This is a genomic window from Paraburkholderia sp. SEWSISQ10-3 4 (genome assembly GCF_030464785.1).
Taxonomy (GTDB): Bacteria; Pseudomonadota; Gammaproteobacteria; order Burkholderiales; family Burkholderiaceae; genus Paraburkholderia; species Paraburkholderia aspalathi.
The window spans coordinates 119000-139127 of record NZ_JALPRI010000009.1; the positions used below are offsets into that span (position 1 = coordinate 119000).

Below are 20128 nucleotides of genomic sequence, written 5' to 3' on the forward strand. Positions count from 1 at the left end.
CATGAGCGCACATGATGCCAAGCGGACGATTCTCGTCACCGGTGTAAATGGCCAGGTTGGCTTCGAGCTCGCGCGTACGCTGCAAGGGCTCGGCAACGTGGTCGCGGTTGATCGCGCCACGCTGGATCTGTCCAATCTGGACCAGATCCGTGCGGTTGTTCGTGACGTGCGGCCTGCGCTGATCGTCAACCCGGCGGCCTACACCGCGGTCGACAAGGCAGAAGAGGAGTTCGATCTCGCCATGCGTATCAACGGCGAAGCGCCGGGTGTGCTGGCTGAAGAAGCGAAAAAGCTCGGCGCAGCGTTGATTCACTATTCGACCGATTACGTATTCAACGGCGAGAAAGACGGCGCCTACGTCGAAGACGATCCCACCGATCCTCAGAACGCGTATGGCCGCACCAAGCTCGCTGGTGAGCAGGCAATCGCCGCGACTGGCGTGAATCACCTGGTGCTGCGTACTAGCTGGGTGTACGGCACCCGCGGCAAGAATTTTCTGCTCACCATGCTGCGTCTCGGCGCCGATCGGCCCGAGTTGAAGGTCGTTGCCGACCAGTTCGGCGCGCCGACCTGGAGCAACACGATCGCGACGTTGAGTGCGCATCTGAGCGCACAGGCCTTTGCCGCGGAAGACAGCGCGACGTGGTGGAGCGAGCGCTCGGGCATCTATCACCTGTGCGCCGGCGATGCGACTTCGTGGCACGGCTTTGCGTCGGCCATTTTCGAACTCGCGGACCTGCCGAATCGGCCGAAGGCGCTACCGATTCCGGCTTCCGACTATCCGACGCCGGCAAAGCGTCCGTCCAATTCACGCATGTCGAACGAGAAGCTGGCACAGGTGTTCGGGCTGGCCGCGCCGCATTGGCGCGATGCCTTGAAGCTGTGTCTGACCGATGCTTTTCCTCGGTCGCCTGCGGCCCGTTCTTAACGCATAGCACGCGCCCTCGCTCGAAGCTCGCCTGGCGGCGTAGCGCCTTTGCTGTCTGACGATAGTGAAAGGGGGCGGGGGTAGAATATCGGTCAGTCTGGAAGGCTCGCGCCGGCCCTGTATTCGGGCCTGGCGCGTCAACGTTCAGGGCGCGCGGATCGTCGCACAGCCCATTGATTTTCTGGGTTGTGCTGACTATTCGTGGTCATGGCGCTTCCGTAATAAATACGGTACTGAGAGGACTCTGTGAGTTTGTTACCGATCATTCTTTGTGGCGGGGCGGGTTCGAGACTATGGCCGGTCTCGCGCGAGTCGCACCCGAAACCGTTCATCCGCCTTGCGGATGGCGAAAGCTTGCTGCAAAAGGCGTTCTTGCGCGCGGTGGCACTGCCGGGCGTGAAGGAAGTGCTCACGGTAACGAACCGCGATCTGTTCTTCAAGACTGAAGACGATTTCCGCGAAGTGAACGCGAAAGGCTGTGCAACCTCGTTCATTCTCGAACCGTTCGGTCGCAACACGGCTGCGGCGGTTGCCACGGCGGCGTTGCATACGGCGAAAGTGCACGGCGACCAGACGGTCATGCTGGTGCTGGCCGCCGATCACCTGATTACCAACCAGCAGGCCTTCGGCGCGGCTGTCGCGGCTGCGCAGAAGCTTGCTTTGGCGGGCAAGGTGGTGACCTTCGGCGTGCATCCGGAGACGCCTGAAACGGGCTATGGCTACATCGAGGCGGATGGCGACAAGGTAGTGCGTTTCGTCGAGAAGCCGTCGCTCGAGAAGGCCCGCGAGTATCTCGCCTCGGGCAAGTTCGTGTGGAACTCGGGCATGTTCTGCTTCACCGCAGGCACGATCCTGAAGGAAATGAAGCAGCACTGCCCTGAGATTCTCAGCGCGGCTGCCGAGTGCATGGAGAAGTCGCCTTCTGCCGCGGGTAAGGATGGCGCGCAGGTTCGTCTCGAGCCGGGCTCTTTTGGCGCGGTGCCGGACGTGTCGTTCGACTATGCGGTGATGGAGAAGTGCGAGCAGGCTGCGGTGGTTCGCTGCGACATCGGCTGGACGGACGTCGGTTCGTGGACGGCGCTCAGCGATCTCTCGCCGGCGGACGGCAGCGGTAATCGCGTGGAAGGCGAAGCGCTGCTGTTCGACGTCAAGAACTGCTATTTGCGTGGCGGCGACCGGCTGATCGGCGCAGTAGGCGTCGAGAACCTGATCGTGATCGATACGCCGGACGCGCTGCTTATCGCGGACAAAGACCGGGCGCAGGACGTGAAGCAGATTTTTGCCGAACTCAAGTCGCGCGGTCACGAAACGTACAAGGTGCATCGCACGGTGCATCGGCCGTGGGGAACGTATTCGGTGCTTGAGGAGGGCCCTCGCTTCAAGATCAAACGCATCGAGGTCAAGCCGGGCGGAAGCCTCAGCTTGCAGATGCATCATCACCGCAACGAGCATTGGGTCGTGGTCAGCGGCATGGCCAAGGTCGTGAACGGAGAGAAGGAGTTGTTCGTTTCGACCAATGAGTCGACCTACATCCCGGCGGGTCACAAACATCGCCTCGAGAACCCGGGCGTGGTCGAGCTCGTGATGATCGAAGTGCAGAGCGGCGAATATCTTGGCGAAGACGACATCGTCCGCTTTGAAGACATTTACGGACGTACTTGAGATGGATATTAGTTTTAGCAACGATTCGGAAGATCTGACTCGTCACAATGAAAGCGACGATCTGATCGTTGGCATGAAGGCGGTGCGGGTATGGGGTACGCTGGGCTGGCACGATATCCGGCAACGGTATCGCCGTTCAGTGCTCGGGCCGTTCTGGTTCACGTTGAGCACCATCATCATGGTGGTGGTGCTGGGTGCGCTGTATTCCACCTTGCTGCATCAGGAAATCTCCCAATATCTTCCGTACCTCGCGGTCGGTCTGGTCGTGTGGGCGTATCTGTCCGCGGTAGCCAATGAGGGCTGCGTTGCCTTTATTAGCGCCGCCTACCTGATCAAGCAGATCCGCTTGCCACTTACCGTCCACGTATGTCGCATTGCGTGGCGCAATTTTGTGATTCTGCTGCACAGCTTGCCGGTGGTCGTGGTGCTGCTGCTCATCTTTGGGCGCTGGCCCGGTTGGGAATTCCTGCTGGTGCCGTTCGCGCTCGCCATTCTGCTGCTGCATGGCGTCTGGCTCGGCGTGACGCTCGGTGTGCTGTGCGCGCGCTTTCGCGACATTCCGCCGATCGTGACCAACCTGATCCAGGTCGTGTTTTTCTTCACCCCTGTGATGTGGTCCCCGGAAATTCTGAAAAACCGGGCGTGGGTCGCCGAATACAACCCGCTTTATCACCTGATCGAAACGGTGCGTGCGCCGCTGACCGGTCGTCCGACGCATTGGGAGTCGTGGGCGTGGTCGATCGGCCTGTTGATTGTCGGTTTTGCCTTTGCGCAATTCCTGATGAAACGTTTCCGTAATCGCGTTCCTTACTGGCTTTGATATTGTGAGTTCTTCATCGATTGTTGCTCGTAACATCTCCGTCGAATTTCCGATCTACGAGAACTCGCATCGCTCGTTGAAAAAGGCGGTGCTTAATCTCACGACGGGTGGCCGGATCGGTCAGGATGCCGGTCGTCATGCGATCGTCAAGGCGATCGACGACCTCAGCTTCAGTTTTACCGAAGGCGAGCGCGTGGGTTTGATCGGCCACAACGGCTCGGGCAAGACAACCCTGCTGCGCACGCTCTCGGGCGTGTACGCGCCGGTGCGCGGCGAGCTCAAGGTGAACGGCAAGATTGCTTCGCTGCTGGACGTGTCGATGGGTCTCGACCCGGATGCAACCGGCTTCGAAAACATCTATCTGCGCGGCATTCTCGACGGCCTGAAGCCGGTGCGTATCCGCAGCAAGATCGACGAAATCGCCGACTTCAGCCAGTTGGGCGACTACCTGAATCTGCCGGTGCGCACCTATTCGAGCGGGATGATGTTGCGTCTTGCGTTCGCGATTTCGACCAGCGTCGAAGCCGACATCCTGATCATGGACGAGTGGCTGAGCGTGGGCGACGCGGAGTTCAGCATCAGGGCGGCCGAACGTCTCGAGAGCCTGGTGGGCAAGGCATCGCTGCTGGTCGTTGCTTCGCACGATCCGGGTCTGGTGGCGCGAGTGTGCAACCGGAAGATTTCCATGGAGCACGGCAAGATGGTCTCCGACGAACCGGTGATCGCGCCGGAAGTCAACGAGGGGCCGTTGATTAGCGAAACTGCGCGGTTGCCGCACTAACGCCGCAAGCGGGCGTGCCTGAATGGGTCGCGTGACCACGGCACTGCCCGGTGTGATCATTCAGAAAAGTGTGATGCGGGTGCCGAGCTTCGGTCCGTAGACAGGCTTCGCGCCCAATACAACGGTGACAACGATGCCACTGAACGCGCCCGCGAACCTCCCGCAGCGCGTTTGGCGGGAGCCACACAGGCGCAACAAGGTTCGAATTTCATGCGAGCTAACCATCCATTTCTGCGGTATTCCGAGTCCCTGCTGGTGCGCCAGCCGTTTCGCACGTTAAAGGGTTTCGCGGGCGGCTACATTGCGTACCCGATCGCGGAGAGTCGCGAAAAGCGTAGCGTACGTCCGAAGATCGAAGAGTTGCGGCAGCACTACACGTTGCCGATGCCGCATCGTCGCCGCATTGCGCTTGAGCGGTTGGCCAGCATTCTCGAATTCGCCGGTGCGCAGGTGCCGTATTACCGCGACCTGTTCCAGGCGAAGCAGTTCGATCCGGCCAAGGTCAAGCAGGACCCGCGGTATCTGGAAGAGCTCCCGTATCTGACGAAAGACATCATCCGCGAGCAGGGTGCGCGCATGCTGTCGATTCCGCTTGAAGCGGGTCGCCATCACGTGTGCAAGACCGGTGGTTCGACGGGGTTGTCGACCACGATCTACTACGACCAGGAAGGCGCGGACTATTCGTCGGCGGTCACGTTCTACGCGCGTGAACGGATCGGCAAGCTGCGCCACCGCTCGGAACTGCACTTTGCCTGCCGTTTCCCGGATCAGGTGATGCCTGAATGGCCCTCGCGCGAAGACTTCAAATGCTTCGCGATGAATCGCAGCAACATTTTCTTCGACCGGATCGACGATCAGGGTCTCGAAGAAATGTGGCAGACGCTCAAGCGTCGCAAGCCTTATCTCGCGCACTCACATCCGTCGACCATGTATGCGCTGGCTTGCTACGTGCAGCGCAAGTACGGCGGCGGCAAGGCGTTCGCGGTGTTCGAATCGAGCGGCGAATTGCTCGAGCCGCACGCCCGCGAAATGATCGCGAAGGCGTTGCGCTGTCGGGTGATCGATCGCTACGGTCTCGCCGAACTCGGCGTGATGGCCTACGAACTCGACGGCCATGAGGGCGGCTTCCAGATTCTCGAATCCGAAGGGTGGCCGGAAAGCCGCGTGTCGGAAGGCAATCCGGATGGCGCGCATGAGCTCGTATTCACGGGTTTCCGCAACCGCTTGATGCCGTTGATTCGCTACGCAACGGGCGATCTCGCGCGTGTGCAGGAGACCGAAAAGGGTTTCTTCCTGACGGACGTTGTCGGACGCATTCACGACGTCGTGCCGATCAATGGCGTGGCGCACCCGACACACCATATTCAGGACATGCTCGACCATCGCGTCGGCGGGATTCAGGAGTTCCAGATCGATCTGCGAACCGAGCCGCCCACCTTGCGAATCGTGCTTGAACCGACAGCGAACGCGGAAGAAACGACCAACAAGCTGCGTCACTTCTGGCAGGACGCGTTCACGATTGCCTATGTTGGGCACGACGATCTGGTGCGCGTGGGCAGCCGGGCCAAATTTCGTCACGTGGTCACTGCATGATCGGCATTCTTTTCTCCGACGCAGCAGCGGAAGCCGGCCAGTATGTGTTGGCGGCCGTGCAGCGCTCCGTCAGCGCCACCCAGGCGCAATCGATCTCGCGCAGCACCTTGCGTTCGATCGCGCCGGACGTGGTCGTCGCGGTCGACGCACCGGACGGCTGGAGTGCGGACCTGATCGCATGGTTGACCGCGCGGCCCCGCAAGCTCGTCGTGTTCGGCCGGATGCCTGTGGCGCTCGCAGACTATCTGTGCTATCAGTCGACGGATGTGCCGGCCGAGTTGGCGAGCGCGAGCCGCAGCGCGTCGGCGCCCGCGGGCGAAGCGCGCGAGAGCGCTGCGGTGGTGCGCTATAGCGAGTTGGCGCAGACGCTGGGTGGCCAACCATGGCATCGCCCGTTCGAACGTTTCGACTTCACCGACGAGTGGAACAACCTCGGTTTCGGCGCGATTCGCAGCGACGGCTCGATCTGGGCAGTCGCGCAAGCAGCCCAGGTGCCTGCCGGGGCGGAACTCGCGGCTGTCGTCGTAGACGGTGAGCGGCAGTTTTCGTATGCCGCGCTGTGGGATACCGGCGCATCGAGTGTGCTGTGGTTCAACCGCCCCGTGGGCCCATGCGATTCGTTCGAATGGCGCATGGTCGAGAATTTTCTGTCGGGCTACCGTTCGGACGCGCTGCCGTGTCAGCCGGTGCTGAGCGAGTTGCCGTGGGGTTACGACGCGGCGATTACCTCGCGGCTCGATTGCGACGAAGACGTCGAGTCGGCGCGTCCGTTGTGGGAAAGCTATCAGCGCCTGGGCGTGCCTTTCTCGTTGGCGGTTCACACGCAGAACCTGAGTCGCACCGAGCATCACGGCATTCTTCGTGAACTGCTGGCCGACAGGCAGCAGGGCGCGGTGCTGTCGCACACAGCGACCCACGCGCCGAACTGGGGTGGCAGCTACGAAAGCGCCCAAGGGGAAGGCGCGCATTCGGCGGCCTTGCTCGAAGCGGTAACGGGCGTTCCGGTGCGTTACGCCGTGTCGCCGTTTCACCAATCGCCACCCTATGCGATGCGCGGCCTCGCCGACGCCGGTTATGAAGGTTGCATCGGCGGGATCATCCGCAATGATCCGGAGTTTCTGACGGCGCGTGGCGGCGCGTTGGCCGGCCTGCCGGCAGGCTTCATCGGCCACAGTCAGCAGTGCATGCTGCACGGTGAATGCATGCTCAACGAAGGCGACAAGCTTGCAATTTTCAAGCAGGCTTTCGACTACGCTTACGCCACCAACACGCTGTTCGGCTATCTCGACCATCCGTTCTCCGAACGCTACGCATATGGCTGGCCGGATGAGGCATTGCGCATCGATGCCCACGAGAAATTCATCGCGTACATCCGAAGCAAGGCGCAAAAACCGCTCTTCATGCATGAGGACGCGGCGCTCGATTTTCTGAAGTTCAGGTCGCTGACCCAGGTCATCGAAGAAGGTGGTACGTTCCGCATCCTGACGCCGTCGAATGGCGCCTCGCCGTTGACGCTCGGTGTCGAGTTTCGCGGTGCTCACGTGCAGGTCGAGGCAGGGAAGCCATTGCAATGAAAGTCATGGTGGTAATGGGCACACGGCCCGAGGTCATCAAGCTGGCGCCAGTGGTGCGGGCCTTGCGTGCCGAAGTCGACACCATCGTCTGTGCGAGCGGTCAGCACAAGGACATGGCTGCGCAGGCGCTCGAATTCTTCGGCATCGAACCGGACATTACGCTCGATACGATGAGTCCCGGGCAATCGCTGAACGCATTGTCCGCGCGGCTTTTGTCCGCGCTCGATCGGGCGCTCGAGCAGGTGCGTCCCGACTGGGTGATCGTGCAAGGCGATACGACGACGGCGTTTTGCGCGGGTCTCGCAGCTTTTCATCGCGGCATTCCCGTGGGCCACGTCGAAGCCGGATTGCGCACGGGCGATCTCAAGAGCCCGTTCCCCGAAGAAGCGAATCGCAGCCTGCTGAGCCGCATCACCACGCTGCATTTCGCACCGACTGAGCTCGCGCGTGAGAACTTGTTGAGCGAAGGCGTGCCCGCGGAAAAAATCGTCGTCACCGGCAATACGGTGGTGGATGCGATTGCCGCAGTGCGCCGCAGCTGGGACGCGACGCCGCCGCAAAGTCCTCTGCCGCCATGGACGGGCAGGGAGCAGCAGCACATCCTCGTGACCTGTCATCGGCGCGAAAACTTCGGCGACGTGTTGCAGGACATTTGCCGTGTGCTGCGCGACCTGTGCCAGCGCTATAGCGAATATCGCTGGATATTTCCGGTGCACCTGAATCCGGCTGTTCGCGAACCCGTGTTGCGCGAACTGAACGGCATCCCCAACCTCGCCTTGATCGAGCCGGTCGATTATCCGACCAGCCTCTATCTGATCAGCGGCAGCGCGGTCGTTGTCAGCGACTCCGGCGGCATTCAGGAAGAAGCACCAACCTTCGGCGTGCCGGTGGTTGTGATGCGCAATCACACCGAGCGGCGCGAAGGCGTGGATGCAGGTTTTGCGACGCTGGCCGGTCAGGCGTCGGACAGCATCGAAAGCGCGGTGATTGGCTGGCTCGACGATCCGGCGCGCCGCGAGGCGCTGCGCAATCGCGCGAACCCTTACGGTGACGGGCTGGCCTCGCAGCGTATTCTCGACAGTCTGCTGGGTCGGCCGGTCGAGGTGTTCGGTGGTTGAAGGCAAGGACACGGCGTTTGCCGCGCGCGACTGCGTGTTGTTTTCGACCGCTGATTGGGATGAACCGTACTGGACGAACAAGCAGCATACGGCGAGCATTCTGGCCGCACGCGGCTGGCGGGTGCTTTACGTGGAGAGCGTCGGTTTCCGTTCGCCCAAGGTAGGTAGCGGGCGCGACTGGGCCCGCTTGTGGCGTCGTCTGTGGCGCGGCGTGCAATCGCTCGTACTCGGGCCGCCGCGGCGTGCTGAGAACATCTGGGTGTTGTCGCCGTTGATGGTGCCGGCCGGGCACCACCTGCCGTTTGTGCGCTCACTGAACCAGGCGTTGCTGCGCTTTTCCGTGACCCGTTTCGCGAAGTCGCAGCGCTTCAAGGATCCTGTCGTCTGGACTTATCACCCGTACATGCTCGATGCGATTGCGACGCTGCCTCGCGGGCCGCTCGTGTATCACTGCGTTGACGATATCGCGGCGATTCCCGGCGTCGACGTGGCGGCGTTCCGTAACGCGCAGCAAGCGTTGGTGGGGCGCTGCGAGGCAGTCTTCACGACGGCGATGTCGTTGAAGGAAACGTGCCAGCCGTTTAACCCCAACACGCATTTTTTCGGCAACGTGGTGGACGAAGCGCACTTCGGCGAGGCGCGTGCAGAAGGGGCGCTACCGCCCGAGCTTGCCGCGATTCCGGAGCCGCGGCTGGTGTATCACGGCGTGCTGTCCGACTTCAAGGTCGACTTTCCGTTGCTCCTGCAGACCGCGCAGGCCCGGCCGCAGTGGCAATGGGTGATCATCGGCGAGGAGCGGGAAGGGCAGCGCAGCGAATTGCTCGCGCAACTGGCGCGCTTGCCGAACGTGCATCTGCTCGGCTATCGCAGCTATCAGACTTTGCCCCGTTATATGCGCGGCATGCAGGTCGGCGTGCTGCCGACCTTGCTGAACGAATACACCCGTTCGATGTTCCCCATGAAGTTTTACGAATTCCTCGCGGCGGGCTTGCCAGTGGTCTCGACGCCGCTGGACTTTGCGAAAGAGCCCCGTGCGGGTCTCGAAGTAGGGGGCGACCTCGAAGCCTTTATCGCCGCAATCGAGAAACAGCTTGCACGCGGCAAGCTGAGCGCGGATGAGTCGCGGGCAGCAGTGGGCGACAACACGTGGGAGCGCCGGCTGGACAAGATGCTACAGATCACTTTCCATGGCCGTGAATCGGGCAACGGCAGTGTGCAACAGCACCACGGCACGGAGGTGCGCACGTGAAAGTGGTTCATGTCTACCGTACCTATTTCCCCGATCCGCCAGGTGGCTTGCAGGAAGCGATTCGACAGATCGCGCTATCAACGCGCGAGTGCGGTGTAGAGCCCCGCATTCTGACTTTGTCGCCGACACCCGAGCCAGGCGAGATCGACTATCCCGAGGGGCGCGTCGTACGCGCGAAATCCTGGGCGGCGCCGGCCTCATGCGATCTGGGCGGCCCGAGCGCGTTGATGAAGTACCGGCAGATGGCCGACTGGGCCGACGTTGTGCATTTCCACTTTCCGTGGCCGTTCGCGGACGTACTGCATCTGCTGGGCCGAACGAAAAAACCCACAGTGATGACATATCACTCGGATATCGTGCGTCAGAAGGCGCTAGGCGCCGTCTACGGGCCGTTGATGCGGCGCACGCTGCGCAGCATGTCCGCGGTGGTTGCAACCTCGCCTGCCTATGCGCAGACCAGCGAGGCGCTGACGGAATGCGTGACGAAGGAACGGTTGAAGACCATTCCGCTCGGCATCATCGATTACCGCGACGAGCCGCATTCCGTGGACGCGCAACGCGACATCGCAAATCGTCTCGGTCTTGCGGCCGGCGAACCGTATTTTCTCGCGCTCGGCGTGTTGCGCTATTACAAGGGCCTGCACACGCTGATCGAGGCAGCAAGCCATGTGAATGTGAAAATCGTGATTGCAGGCTCCGGTCCGGAACGGGAGCGCCTCGCGGCGCTGGCGCAGCAATTGGGCGCGACCAATGTCGTTTTTGCCGGACAGGTGACGCACGAAGAAAAGGTCGCCCTGCTTAAAGGATGCCGCGCGATGGTATTGCCGTCGCACTTGCGTTCTGAAGCATTCGGCATGGTGCTGGTGGAGGCCGCCATGTTCGGTAAGCCGATGGTGTGCTGCGAAGTGGGATCCGGAACGTCCTACGTCAATCAACATGGTGTGACGGGTTTTGTCGTCGCACCGGAACAATCAAAAGAACTGGCTGGCGCAATGAATGTGCTGCTGAGCGACGATGCGGTAGCGGCGGCTATGGGAAGCGCCGCTCGTGAGCGATACGAAACGCTGTTTTCGGGCGCGGCGCTTGGCAAAGCATATAGTGCGCTATATCGGGAAGTCGCGTGACGCGGCGAGGGGAAGGATTAGCGAAATGCAATGGAAAACACTGGCGGTAGATCTGGACGGCACGCTGATACGATCGGATATGCTGATCGAGACGGGTTTTGCCTATCTGAAGGCGAACCCGTTGCGCTTTTATCGTCCGCTGGTCTGGATTGCCCAGGGCGGCAAGGCGCATCTCAAGGCAAAGCTTGCCGCAGCTACGCACGTCGACGTCTCGACCTTGCCCTATGACCCGAAAGTGATCGAGTGGCTCAAGCGCGAGCGTGCGGCCGGCCGCTCGCTGGTGCTTGCGACCGCCAGCGATGCCCGTTATGCCGAGGCGATCTCCGGGCATCTCGGCTTGTTCGACAAGACGCTTGCCACCGACGGCAAGGTCAATCTGTCGTCAGGCCGCAAGCGTGATGCGCTGGTGCGCGAGTTCGGCAACAAGGGCTTCGATTACGCCGGCAACTCACACGACGACATCGCGGTCTGGGAAGCGGCTGAGCGCGCGTATGTGGTGAATCCCTCGCCCGGCGTAGCGCGGCGCGCGCAGAAAATCGGCAACGTCGAGCGCGTGCTGCAGACTCGCAAGAACCCACTTCGCGTGTGGCTCAAAGCGCTGCGCGTGCACCAGTGGCTCAAGAACCTGCTGATCTTTATCCCGCTGCTGGCGTCGCATCAAGTTTCATCGCTGGAACTCGACCTGCGTGGCGTGCTCGCGTTCGTGCTGTTTGGCCTCTGCGCGTCGAGTGTCTATCTGCTCAACGACCTGCTCGATCTCGACGACGACCGGCATCATCCCACCAAGCGGCGGCGCCCATTCGCCTCGGGTTCGTTGTCGATCGTCTGGGGCATGGTGGCGTTTCCGGTCCTCGCGATCGGTGCGTTCGCGGGGGCGCTGATCTGGCTGCCGTGGCGGTTTGCCGCCGTGCTTGCAGGCTATTACGTCCTGACGATGTTGTACTCGTTTGTGCTCAAACGCCGCGTGATTCTCGATGTCGTGGTGCTGGCGATGCTCTACACCGCGCGCATCATCGCCGGTACGGCGGCGTTCCGGATGAACCTGACGTTCTGGTTGCTGGGCTTCTCGATGTTTCTGTTTTTGAGCTTGGCGCTGGTGAAGCGCTATGCCGAATTGCATGCGACGCGCGTAGCAGGCGGCGCGAAAGCGCGCGGCCGCGGCTACATAGCCGACGACCTGTCGATGATCTCGTCACTTGGCGCCGCCTCCGGTTATCTTTCGGTGCTGGTGCTCGCGCTCTACATTCAGGACTCAAAGACGACGCATCTCTACAGTCATCCGCAGGTGATCTGGCTGGCGTGTCCGTTGCTGCTCTACTGGATCAGCCGCACATGGCTCATCACGCACCGCGGGCTGATGCATGACGACCCAGTGGTGTTCGCTGCCAAAGACCGCACGAGCTTGTTGACCGTCGCGCTGATGGGGCTGGTGTTCTGGTTCGCCATATGACGAAGCCGCTCAAGTCCTGGGGGCGTTACCCAGATCATCCGCAGGCGGGCCATGCCGTGCAGTGGCGCGACCGCCTGCAACCGGTACTGGCGCAGGTTGCCGGCGTCAACGGTACGACGCTGGCCTATGGCAATGGCCGTAGCTATGGCGACAGTTGTCTCGCTGCGAGTGATCAGGTTGTGTATACGCGGCCGCTCGATCGATTTATTGCGGCTGACTGGCAAACTGGCGTGGTGCGCGCGGAGGCGGGTGCGACGCTCGACGACATTTTGCAAATCGCGGTTCCGCGCGGCTGGATGCTGCCCGTCACGCCCGGCACAAAGTACGCAACGCTGGGCGGCGCAGTAGCCAACGACGTGCACGGCAAGAACCATCACGTGCGAGGCACGTTCGGCCGTCACGTGCGCCGCTTTGCGTTGTTGCGCTCGGACGGTGGGGCGTTCGAATGTTCGCCCGAGGAAAATGCCGAGTACTTTGCCGCAACGATTGGTGGCCTCGGACTCACCGGCGTGATCGCCTGGGTGGAAATTCAGTTGATGCCGATTCGCTCGAGCCGCGTCTCGGTGACGAGCATCCGCTTTGGCAATCTCGACGAATTTTTTGCGTTGTCGGAAGAGCTCGACAGCAAGCACGAGTACAGCGTGGCATGGATCGATTGCCTAAGCCGTGGGTCATCGCTTGGGCGCGGCATCTTCATGGTTGGTGATCATGCGGAGCGGGGCGGTCTGCAGCTTCCGGTCAAGAAGAAGCGTGCCGTGCCGATCACGCCGCCGATCTCGCTGATCAATCCGCTCACGCTGCGCGCATTCAATGCGCTGTACTACAACCGTCAGCAGCAGAAAACGGTGCAAAGCGAAGTCGATTACGACAGCTATTTTTATCCGCTCGACAGCCTGCTCGAATGGCACCGGATTTACGGCAAGCGTGGGTTTCAACAGTATCAATGCGTGCTGCCCCAGGTTAACTCCCGCGACGCCATGCACGCCATTCTGGAGGCAATCGGGCAAAGCGGTACGGGCTCCTTTCTCGCCGTGCTCAAGCGTTGCGGCGATGCGGTCTCGCCGGGCCTGTTGTCTTTTCCGATGGAAGGGGCGTCGCTCGCTCTGGATTTTCCGCAGCACGATGAAAGCAATCGTCGGCTGTTCGAGCGCCTCGACGCGATCGTCCGGGAAGCCGGGGGCCGCTTGTACCCGGCGAAGGACGCGCATATGTCCGCGAGCGACTTCCAGCTCGCGTATCCGGCGTGGCATCAGTTGGAGGCATTGCGCGATCCCGCGCTGATGTCCCGTTTTTGGCAACGAACAACACAAACATGAAAAAAGTCCTGATAGTCGGTGCGACTTCCGCAATTGCCATCGCCTGCGCGCGCCGTTGGGCGTCCGAAGGCGCGACGCTGTTTCTCGTCGGGCGGCAGGCGGAACGCCTGGAACAGATTGCCGCGGATCTCGTGGCGCGCGGCGCCAAGGCGGCGACGAGCCACGTGCTGGACATGAACGACTTCGACGCGCATCAAGCGATGCTCGATGCGTGCGTGGGTACGCTTGGCGGTATCGATGTTGCGTTGATTGCGCACGGGACCTTGTCCGATCAGAAAGCCTGCGAACAGGATGTGAAGGTCGCGTTGCGTGAGCTGTCTACCAATGGTTTGTCGGTCATTGCGTTGCTGACGCCGCTGGCGAATGTTATGGAAAGCGCGAAGACCGGTGTGATCGCGGTGATTTCGTCGGTGGCGGGAGATCGGGGCAGGCCTTCGAACTATGTCTACGGTACCGCGAAGGCTGCAGTGTCTACGTTCTGTGAAGGTTTGCGCGCAAGGCTGTTCAAGTCGGGCGTGCATGTGCTGACCATCAAGCCGGGGTTCGTGGATACGCCGATGACGGCCGGTATGCCGTTGCCGGGACCGCTTGTCGCCACGCCTGAGCGCGTTGCGAACGATATCGTCCGTGCGGTCGAGAAGAAGAAGGATTCGATTTATACGCCGTGGTTCTGGTCGGGGATCATGTTGATCATTCGGTCGGTGCCGGGGTTCTTGTTTAAGAGGGCGTCGTTGTGAGGGGGCGTTTGACCGCAACTGCTGCGTGGGTACTCGGGTTCTGCGGATTGTTCGTCATTGTCAGTTGTGTCATCGGCGTCGTGAGAAGCTATTCTCCCGTGCCATTCTGGGATCAATGGGACGGCTCTTTGGGCGGTTATATACGCTTCGCAGACAACTGGTCCGTGCTGTGGGAGCAACACAACGAACATAGACTGCTCTTGCCCAGGCTGATTTTCTGGACGGATATTCGATGGTTCGGCGGCCGTAATATCGTCGATCTCGTGGCGAATCTCGTCTTGCTCGCGGGTTTGGCTGCAACGGTTGGCCGGATCGTGTCGCGCGATGTCCGCCTAACGTGGATCGCGGGTATCGCGCTTGCCGGTGCGATCGCAACGATAGCGTTCTCCTGGATACAGGACGAGAACCTGACATGGGGATTCCAGAACCAATGGTTCGGCGTCTATCTGTTCGCGATGTTGGCGTTCGACGCATTGGCGCGTTGCCGTGATGCGTCTGGAAGAAGTGGTCAGTTTCTGCTGGCGTTGCTATACGGCGCGCTCGCCGCGTGCTGGATGGCTAGTGGCCTGTTGGTATTGCCGGTGCTGCTCGTTTTTTCACTTTACTTCGGTCTGTCAAAGCAGCGCGTTGCGTTGATAGGGTTCGCAACCGCTGTGGTATGGACTGCATACTTCAGGCACTACGCGTCGCCGCCAGTGCACGGAAGCGTGACGAGCTCTCTACTCCATCATCCGATACAGATGGTTGAGTACGTGCTGCTTTATCTGGGTGCTCCAGTTTGGGCTGCGACGGCGCAGCTTTCGCTGACATACCTGGCCGGTGCCATTGTCGTGGTCGCTACACTGGCCGGTTTGTGGCTCGGGCGCAGCCGAGAGGTTCGCGCTCCCGCATTGCTTGCTTTCGCCGTTTTTGTATGCGGCTGCGCGTTCATTACCGCCGGGGGGCGCTTACCCTTTGGTATCGAATCTGCGTTTGCGCATCGCTACACCACGTCATCGCTATTTGCATGGTTGTCGCTACTGCTTTACTTCTGGGTCAACGCACCGCGCCCGCAGGCTCGCGCCGTGAACGCTGGATTATTTGCCTTGGCGCTTGCCACGGTTTTGTCGTATCAGGGTGCAGCCTTCCGGCCGGACCGGGATCAGTTGTTTGCCCGGAAGTTGGCCGGACTTGCGGTGCGCGAGGACGTATACGATGGCGAATGGACACATGTCGTGTATCCTGGGGTCGAGGCGCTTCGGATTACTTCGCAAGCCGCGCAGGCTCGAGGCCTGTCGATTTTCAAGCGATGCTCGCAAGACTATCCTTGCGCGCCTGAACAAACTACGGCGAGTCGCACCTGTGAAGGCGCGATCGATCTGATCAAGCCGACCGGCACGCCGGGCAGATATATGGCCAGTGGCTGGATTTACGATCAGGATGCAAAAGTGCAGCCGACGGAAGTTGTCATCGTCAATGCGCAAAACTACTTGCGCGGTTATGGGATTGTCGGCAGACACCGGCCAGATGTCGAGACGGTACTGAAGTTTAAGGGCGACCGTGTTGGCTGGACCGGCTTTTTCCGTGCCGATGACAAGACCATCCGCGTCCTGGCGAAACAGGGAGATACGTACTGTGCGTTGACCGAGGCAGGCAAAGTGCCGGAGTAAGTTGCCCAGTAGTGTGGATGCTACTGTTCGAACCAGACGGCGGTGATGAATTCGAATTGCAGCCCCAATTCAGAAGGGGCGTTTCACAAAGCTTAAAATGTCGCGTTATCTGACGCGAGCATGTGCTAGCCCGTGTGCGGCGCATTACCTAAACTCGAGTAATCTGAACGATAGATCAATGAACGATACGCGCATCATTCTCCCAGGCGGCGCCGGCCTTGTCGGCCAGAATCTTGTCGCTCGTCTCAAGCAGCGCGGGTATACGAACCTGGTCGTACTCGACAAACACCGCGCCAATATCGAAGTCTTGCGCAGCGTGCACCCTGACATCACGGTCGAGTACGCGGATCTGGCTGAGCCGGGCGATTGGACTCGGTATTTTGAGGGCGCGGCCGTTGTCGTGATGCTGCAGGCCCAGATTGGTGGCCCGACGATCGAGCCCTTCATCCGCAACAATTTGACGTCTACGACTCACGTGTTGGCGGCGATCAAGCAATTCAATATCCCGTACACGGTGCACATCAGTTCATCTGTCGTGGAATCCGTGGGCGACGATTTCTATACCGACACCAAGAAGCAGCAGGAAGAGATGGTGCTGGCGTCAGGCATTGAATGTGTGGTGCTGCGCCCGACACTCATGTTCGGCTGGTTCGACCGCAAACATCTTGGCTGGCTTTCGCGCTTTATGCAGCGCGTGCCGGTCTTTCCGATCCCCGGAAGTGGGCGCTACATGCGTCAGCCGCTCTATGCAGGGGATTTCTGCAACGTGATTATCAGTTGCATCGAATCGCGAATCAGCGGCAAGGTGTTCAACATCACGGGGCTGGAGCAAGTCGACTACATCGACATTATTCGTCAAATCAAGGCGGCTACGAATGCCCGTTGCGCGATCGTGCGCATTCCGTACGGACTGTTCTATGTGCTGCTGAAGGTGTACGCGCTGTTCGACAAAAACCCGCCTTTCACGGCGGATCAGTTGAAAGCGTTGACTGCCGGCGATGAGTTCGAGGTGATCGACTGGGAGGGCATATTCCAGATCAAGGCCACGCCGTTTGCCAAGGCGATGCATGAAACCTTCAACGACCCTATGTACAGCCAGATCGCGCTTGAATTTTGAAGTAGGAAATAGTGATGACAGACGAAAAGATCGCGGTGTTGGGCGCAGGCCCCATGGGCCTTGGGGTCGCCTACCAGTTGGTTAAAGACGGGCGCAAGCCCGTTATATTCGAAGCAGACGACCGCGTAGGCGGCATGGCCGCGTGCTTCGATTTCGGTGGGTTGTCGATCGAGCGCTATTACCACTTCCACGCGATCTCCGATCACGCGTTCTTCGAGGTGCTGCGTGAACTTGGTATCGAGGACCAACTGAAGTGGGTCGAGACCAAGATGGGTTACTACTATCAGGGACATGTGCAGGCTTGGGGAAACCCGATCGCGCTGCTCAAGTTCAAAGGGCTGAGTCTGACGGCGAAGATTCGCTACGGCCTGCATGCATTCCTGTCCACCAAGCGCGATGACTGGCGTCCGCTCGACCATGTTGAAGCGTCCGGCTGGATTCGCCGTTGGATTGGTGAAGAGGCGTGGGAAGTGCTGTGGCGCCGGCTGTTCGACTACAAGTTCTACGACTATGCGTACAACTTGTCTGCTGCCTGGATCTGGAGTCGAATTCGCCGTATCGGCCGTTCGCGCTACGACTTGTTCCGCGAGAAGCTTGGTTATCTCGAGGGCGGCTCGGATACGTTGCTCGAGGGCATGCGCCGTTATATCGAGGCTAATGGCGGTGAATTCCGTTTGGGTTCGCCGGCACAGAAAGTTGTGATCGAAGACGGCGCAGTGAAGGGCGTGCAGGTCAACGGGGAAGTGCTGCCATTCGACAAGGTTATCAGCACGATTCCGTTGCCGTATGTCCCGCGCGTCATTCCAGATTTGCCCGCTGACATTTCGGCCGCGTTCCAGAGCGTGAAGAACGTGGCGGTGGTTTGTGTGATCGCCAAGCTGAAGAAGGCAGTGACGAAGAACTTCTGGCTGAACGTCAACGATCCGGATATGGATATTCCTGGCCTCGTTGAGTACACCAATCTCCGCCCGCTCGATGAGCACATTGTGTATGTCCCGTTTTACGTGCCAGGCGAGCATGCAAAATATCAGGAAGCGGACAGTGTTTTCATCGACAAGGTGAAGCGCTATCTGATGAAAATCAATCCGGCTTTGACCAGCGACGATTTCATCGATGTACGCGCGAGTCGTTACCGCTACGCACAGCCGATTTGCGAGCCGGGCTTCCTTGACCGGCTTCCGCCGATCCAGCTTCCTGTGAAGGGGCTTCTGGTGGCCGATACGTCCTACTACTATCCGGAAGATCGTGGCATTTCCGAAAGTATCGGTCTGGCGCGAAAGATGGCGAGGATGCTGTGACGATGCCCGCAGGGACCGCGAAGGGGCGACTGGTGTCGCCCCGTTTCCTCAAATTCCTTCTGGCTGGCGGGGTCGCGGCCGGAGTGAATTTCGGCAGCCGGATCATCTTCAATAACTGGATGCCGTTTACGGCGGCGATCGTACTTGCGTATATCGCAGGCATGATCACCGCCTTCATTCTGACGAAGCTATTCGTCTTTACGGAAAGCGTTCACTCCACATCGCGGTCTGCGATGTTTTTTACGTTGGTGAATCTGGTCGCCGTGTTGCAGACGTGGGTGGTGAGCGTGGTGCTGGCTTTTCATGTCTTGCCGTGGCTCGGAGTTGTGTGGCACAAGAAGGAAATCGCTCACCTTGTGGGTGTGATCGTGCCCGTATTTACTAGCTATATTGGGCACAAAAAGCTGTCGTTCCGATCACACTAGGGCTGCATCGGTTACGCCCTTTGTCTCTTTCGGCGCAACGTTGAACCCAACGACCGCAGCGGTCCAGTGACTCTCCACGAAGTCGACTCTCGGAGGTCCTGGATCGTCCGGTGTGCCGCCTCCAATTTTCTTGAGAGCGCGAGATTGCGTGACCGCTCAAGCTCGAGTAGATCTGCAAGCGACTTGCTATTCGAGGCAGCAATGTGCGGCACGGAAGTTGTCGTCGCACTCTTCATGGCGGCCCAGCTGTTGACGATCTGCTGTTGATCGTCCGAAGCTTTTAGCGCGACGAAGAATTCGATTTCATAGCGCTCTGTGTCGAAAAAGTTATCACAGGCGAAGTGAACGAGTCCGGCGCGCGCCAGACTTTCAAACAGGCTCGCAAATGAGCGGGGTGTGAACGTCCAACAGTGCACGTCGTGGTATGTGCCGTTTTGGAACGAATCGGTTGCAGGTGGAATTGCGTCGGCAAATGAATGGCAACGCTCGACCGATTCTGCGTTCAATTCGGCATCCCAGGCGCGTTTGGGATCGACGTGGGAGACGTTCAGCAGATGGTCAAGAATGCATATGGGTTGCGGTACACGGGCATGCGCAATGTAGGCGCTTAGAACGTCACATAGCTCCGTTTCGCGGCGGATGAGATCAAAAGTAAAACGCTTATCGGGGACGACAAGTCTCAGTTCTCCCTGCCGATTCAGAATGGAGTGTAGTTCCTCCAGCCATGTGATCAGATCGGGGACGTGTTCGATTACGTGAGACGCTATGACGTAGTCTACGGTCCTGTTCTTGAGACATTCACGCAGCGTCTGGGCGCCCCATACGGCGTCGATCTCAACAATCGCGTTGATGTCGACTGCGGAATTGGTCCGATACTTGTTCCTTAAAGATTCGGTATCGGCATGATCGATGTAGATGACATCGCCCTCTGATTTCGTCACTACAGGACGAAATAGAGGCCCGATCTCAATACCAGTCAGTTGCTTTAGATTCAGGCCGTCGAGCAATTTCTGCTTGCGATTCATCAACTATTTCCTCGCGAAGTGAGCACTGAAATGATGCCGTCCACCCGTCTTGGTTAAAGCTGATACTTGCGCTGCTGGATGTCCGCTCGGTCTGTATGCGAACTAGATAAACCCGAGATCGTGTCGTGAACGGAATGTGAATGACATCGAGACCCAAGTTTGTGGTTGGTTTGGGTAAACCCTTGGGCACAGAGACGTTGCGGCACCTGGCGGTGCGTGGCTCGTCCACGATTTCGCCTTTGCCCGCTAACTCGCCCATGAT

Annotated in this window: 17 protein-coding genes; 16 read left to right on the forward strand and 1 reads right to left on the reverse strand. The window is 59.8% G+C overall.

Translation table 11 applies throughout. The features are described from left to right. Position 1 precedes the first annotated feature (1 nt). The 16 genes from rfbD (at position 2) to M0D68_RS19205 (ending at position 18841) form a co-directional block, all read left to right on the forward strand. Positions 2 to 928, forward strand: a complete 927-nt coding sequence (gene rfbD / locus M0D68_RS19130) for a dTDP-4-dehydrorhamnose reductase (protein WP_266224962.1) — start codon at positions 2 to 4, stop codon at positions 926 to 928. A gap of 246 nt (positions 929 to 1174) precedes the next feature. Beyond that, positions 1175 to 2590 carry a mannose-1-phosphate guanylyltransferase/mannose-6-phosphate isomerase gene (locus M0D68_RS19135; RefSeq protein ID WP_266224964.1) on the forward strand — a complete coding sequence of 472 codons (1416 nt, stop codon included), beginning with the start codon at positions 1175 to 1177 and terminating at the stop codon, positions 2588 to 2590. A 1-nt stretch (position 2591) separates the two neighbouring features. Then, positions 2592 to 3410 (forward strand): ABC transporter permease, encoded by an 819-nt coding sequence (locus M0D68_RS19140; protein WP_093636413.1) that lies wholly within the window; start codon positions 2592 to 2594, stop codon positions 3408 to 3410. A gap of 4 nt (positions 3411 to 3414) precedes the next feature. Continuing rightward, positions 3415 to 4191, forward strand: coding sequence for an ABC transporter ATP-binding protein (locus tag M0D68_RS19145; protein WP_211702999.1), 777 nt, complete (start codon positions 3415 to 3417; stop codon positions 4189 to 4191). Between the two features lie 210 nt (positions 4192 to 4401). Further along, on the forward strand, positions 4402 to 5784 hold the full coding sequence (locus M0D68_RS19150) for a phenylacetate--CoA ligase family protein (protein WP_093636407.1): 1383 nt from the start codon (positions 4402 to 4404) through the stop codon (positions 5782 to 5784). Next, a complete protein-coding gene (locus M0D68_RS19155; protein WP_266224967.1) occupies positions 5781 to 7358 on the forward strand; it encodes a polysaccharide deacetylase in 1578 nt (525 codons plus the stop codon). Before M0D68_RS19150 ends, M0D68_RS19155 begins: the two co-directional genes overlap by 4 nt. Next, complete coding sequence (wecB, locus tag M0D68_RS19160) at positions 7355 to 8476, forward strand: non-hydrolyzing UDP-N-acetylglucosamine 2-epimerase (protein WP_266224969.1); 1122 nt, start codon at positions 7355 to 7357, stop codon at positions 8474 to 8476. Before M0D68_RS19155 ends, wecB begins: the two co-directional genes overlap by 4 nt. Next, a complete protein-coding gene (locus M0D68_RS19165; RefSeq protein WP_266224971.1) occupies positions 8469 to 9725 on the forward strand; it encodes a glycosyltransferase in 1257 nt (418 codons plus the stop codon). The genes wecB and M0D68_RS19165 overlap by 8 nt, the downstream gene beginning before the upstream one ends. After that, positions 9722 to 10849, forward strand: a complete 1128-nt coding sequence (locus M0D68_RS19170) for a glycosyltransferase (RefSeq protein WP_266224972.1) — start codon at positions 9722 to 9724, stop codon at positions 10847 to 10849. Before M0D68_RS19165 ends, M0D68_RS19170 begins: the two co-directional genes overlap by 4 nt. Before the next feature lie 25 nt (positions 10850 to 10874). After that, positions 10875 to 12299, forward strand: coding sequence for a UbiA family prenyltransferase (locus tag M0D68_RS19175; RefSeq protein ID WP_266224973.1), 1425 nt, complete (start codon positions 10875 to 10877; stop codon positions 12297 to 12299). After that, the gene (locus M0D68_RS19180; RefSeq protein ID WP_266224974.1) at positions 12296 to 13615 is read left to right on the forward strand and encodes an FAD-binding oxidoreductase; all 1320 of its coding nucleotides are present in this window, start codon (positions 12296 to 12298) and stop codon (positions 13613 to 13615) included. Before M0D68_RS19175 ends, M0D68_RS19180 begins: the two co-directional genes overlap by 4 nt. Beyond that, complete coding sequence (locus M0D68_RS19185) at positions 13612 to 14352, forward strand: SDR family oxidoreductase (RefSeq protein ID WP_175052597.1); 741 nt, start codon at positions 13612 to 13614, stop codon at positions 14350 to 14352. Before M0D68_RS19180 ends, M0D68_RS19185 begins: the two co-directional genes overlap by 4 nt. Before the next feature lie 8 nt (positions 14353 to 14360). Next, on the forward strand, positions 14361 to 16001 hold the full coding sequence (locus tag M0D68_RS19190) for a hypothetical protein (protein ID WP_266224976.1): 1641 nt from the start codon (positions 14361 to 14363) through the stop codon (positions 15999 to 16001). Positions 16002 to 16179: 178 nt separating this feature from the next. After that, on the forward strand, positions 16180 to 17118 hold the full coding sequence (locus tag M0D68_RS19195) for an NAD(P)-dependent oxidoreductase (protein WP_266224978.1): 939 nt from the start codon (positions 16180 to 16182) through the stop codon (positions 17116 to 17118). A gap of 14 nt (positions 17119 to 17132) precedes the next feature. After that, positions 17133 to 18416: an NAD(P)/FAD-dependent oxidoreductase gene (locus M0D68_RS19200; protein WP_266224980.1), complete on the forward strand. Its 1284-nt coding sequence runs from the start codon at positions 17133 to 17135 to the stop codon at positions 18414 to 18416. A gap of 2 nt (positions 18417 to 18418) precedes the next feature. Next, a complete protein-coding gene (locus M0D68_RS19205) occupies positions 18419 to 18841 on the forward strand; it encodes a GtrA family protein (protein WP_093636619.1) in 423 nt (140 codons plus the stop codon). 11 nt (positions 18842 to 18852) lie between these two features. Here the strand turns inward: M0D68_RS19205 and M0D68_RS19210 are convergent, their stop codons facing one another. After that, positions 18853 to 19866, reverse strand: coding sequence for a methyltransferase domain-containing protein (locus M0D68_RS19210; RefSeq protein WP_266224982.1), 1014 nt, complete (start codon positions 19864 to 19866; stop codon positions 18853 to 18855). Between the last annotated feature and the right edge of the window lie 262 nt (positions 19867 to 20128).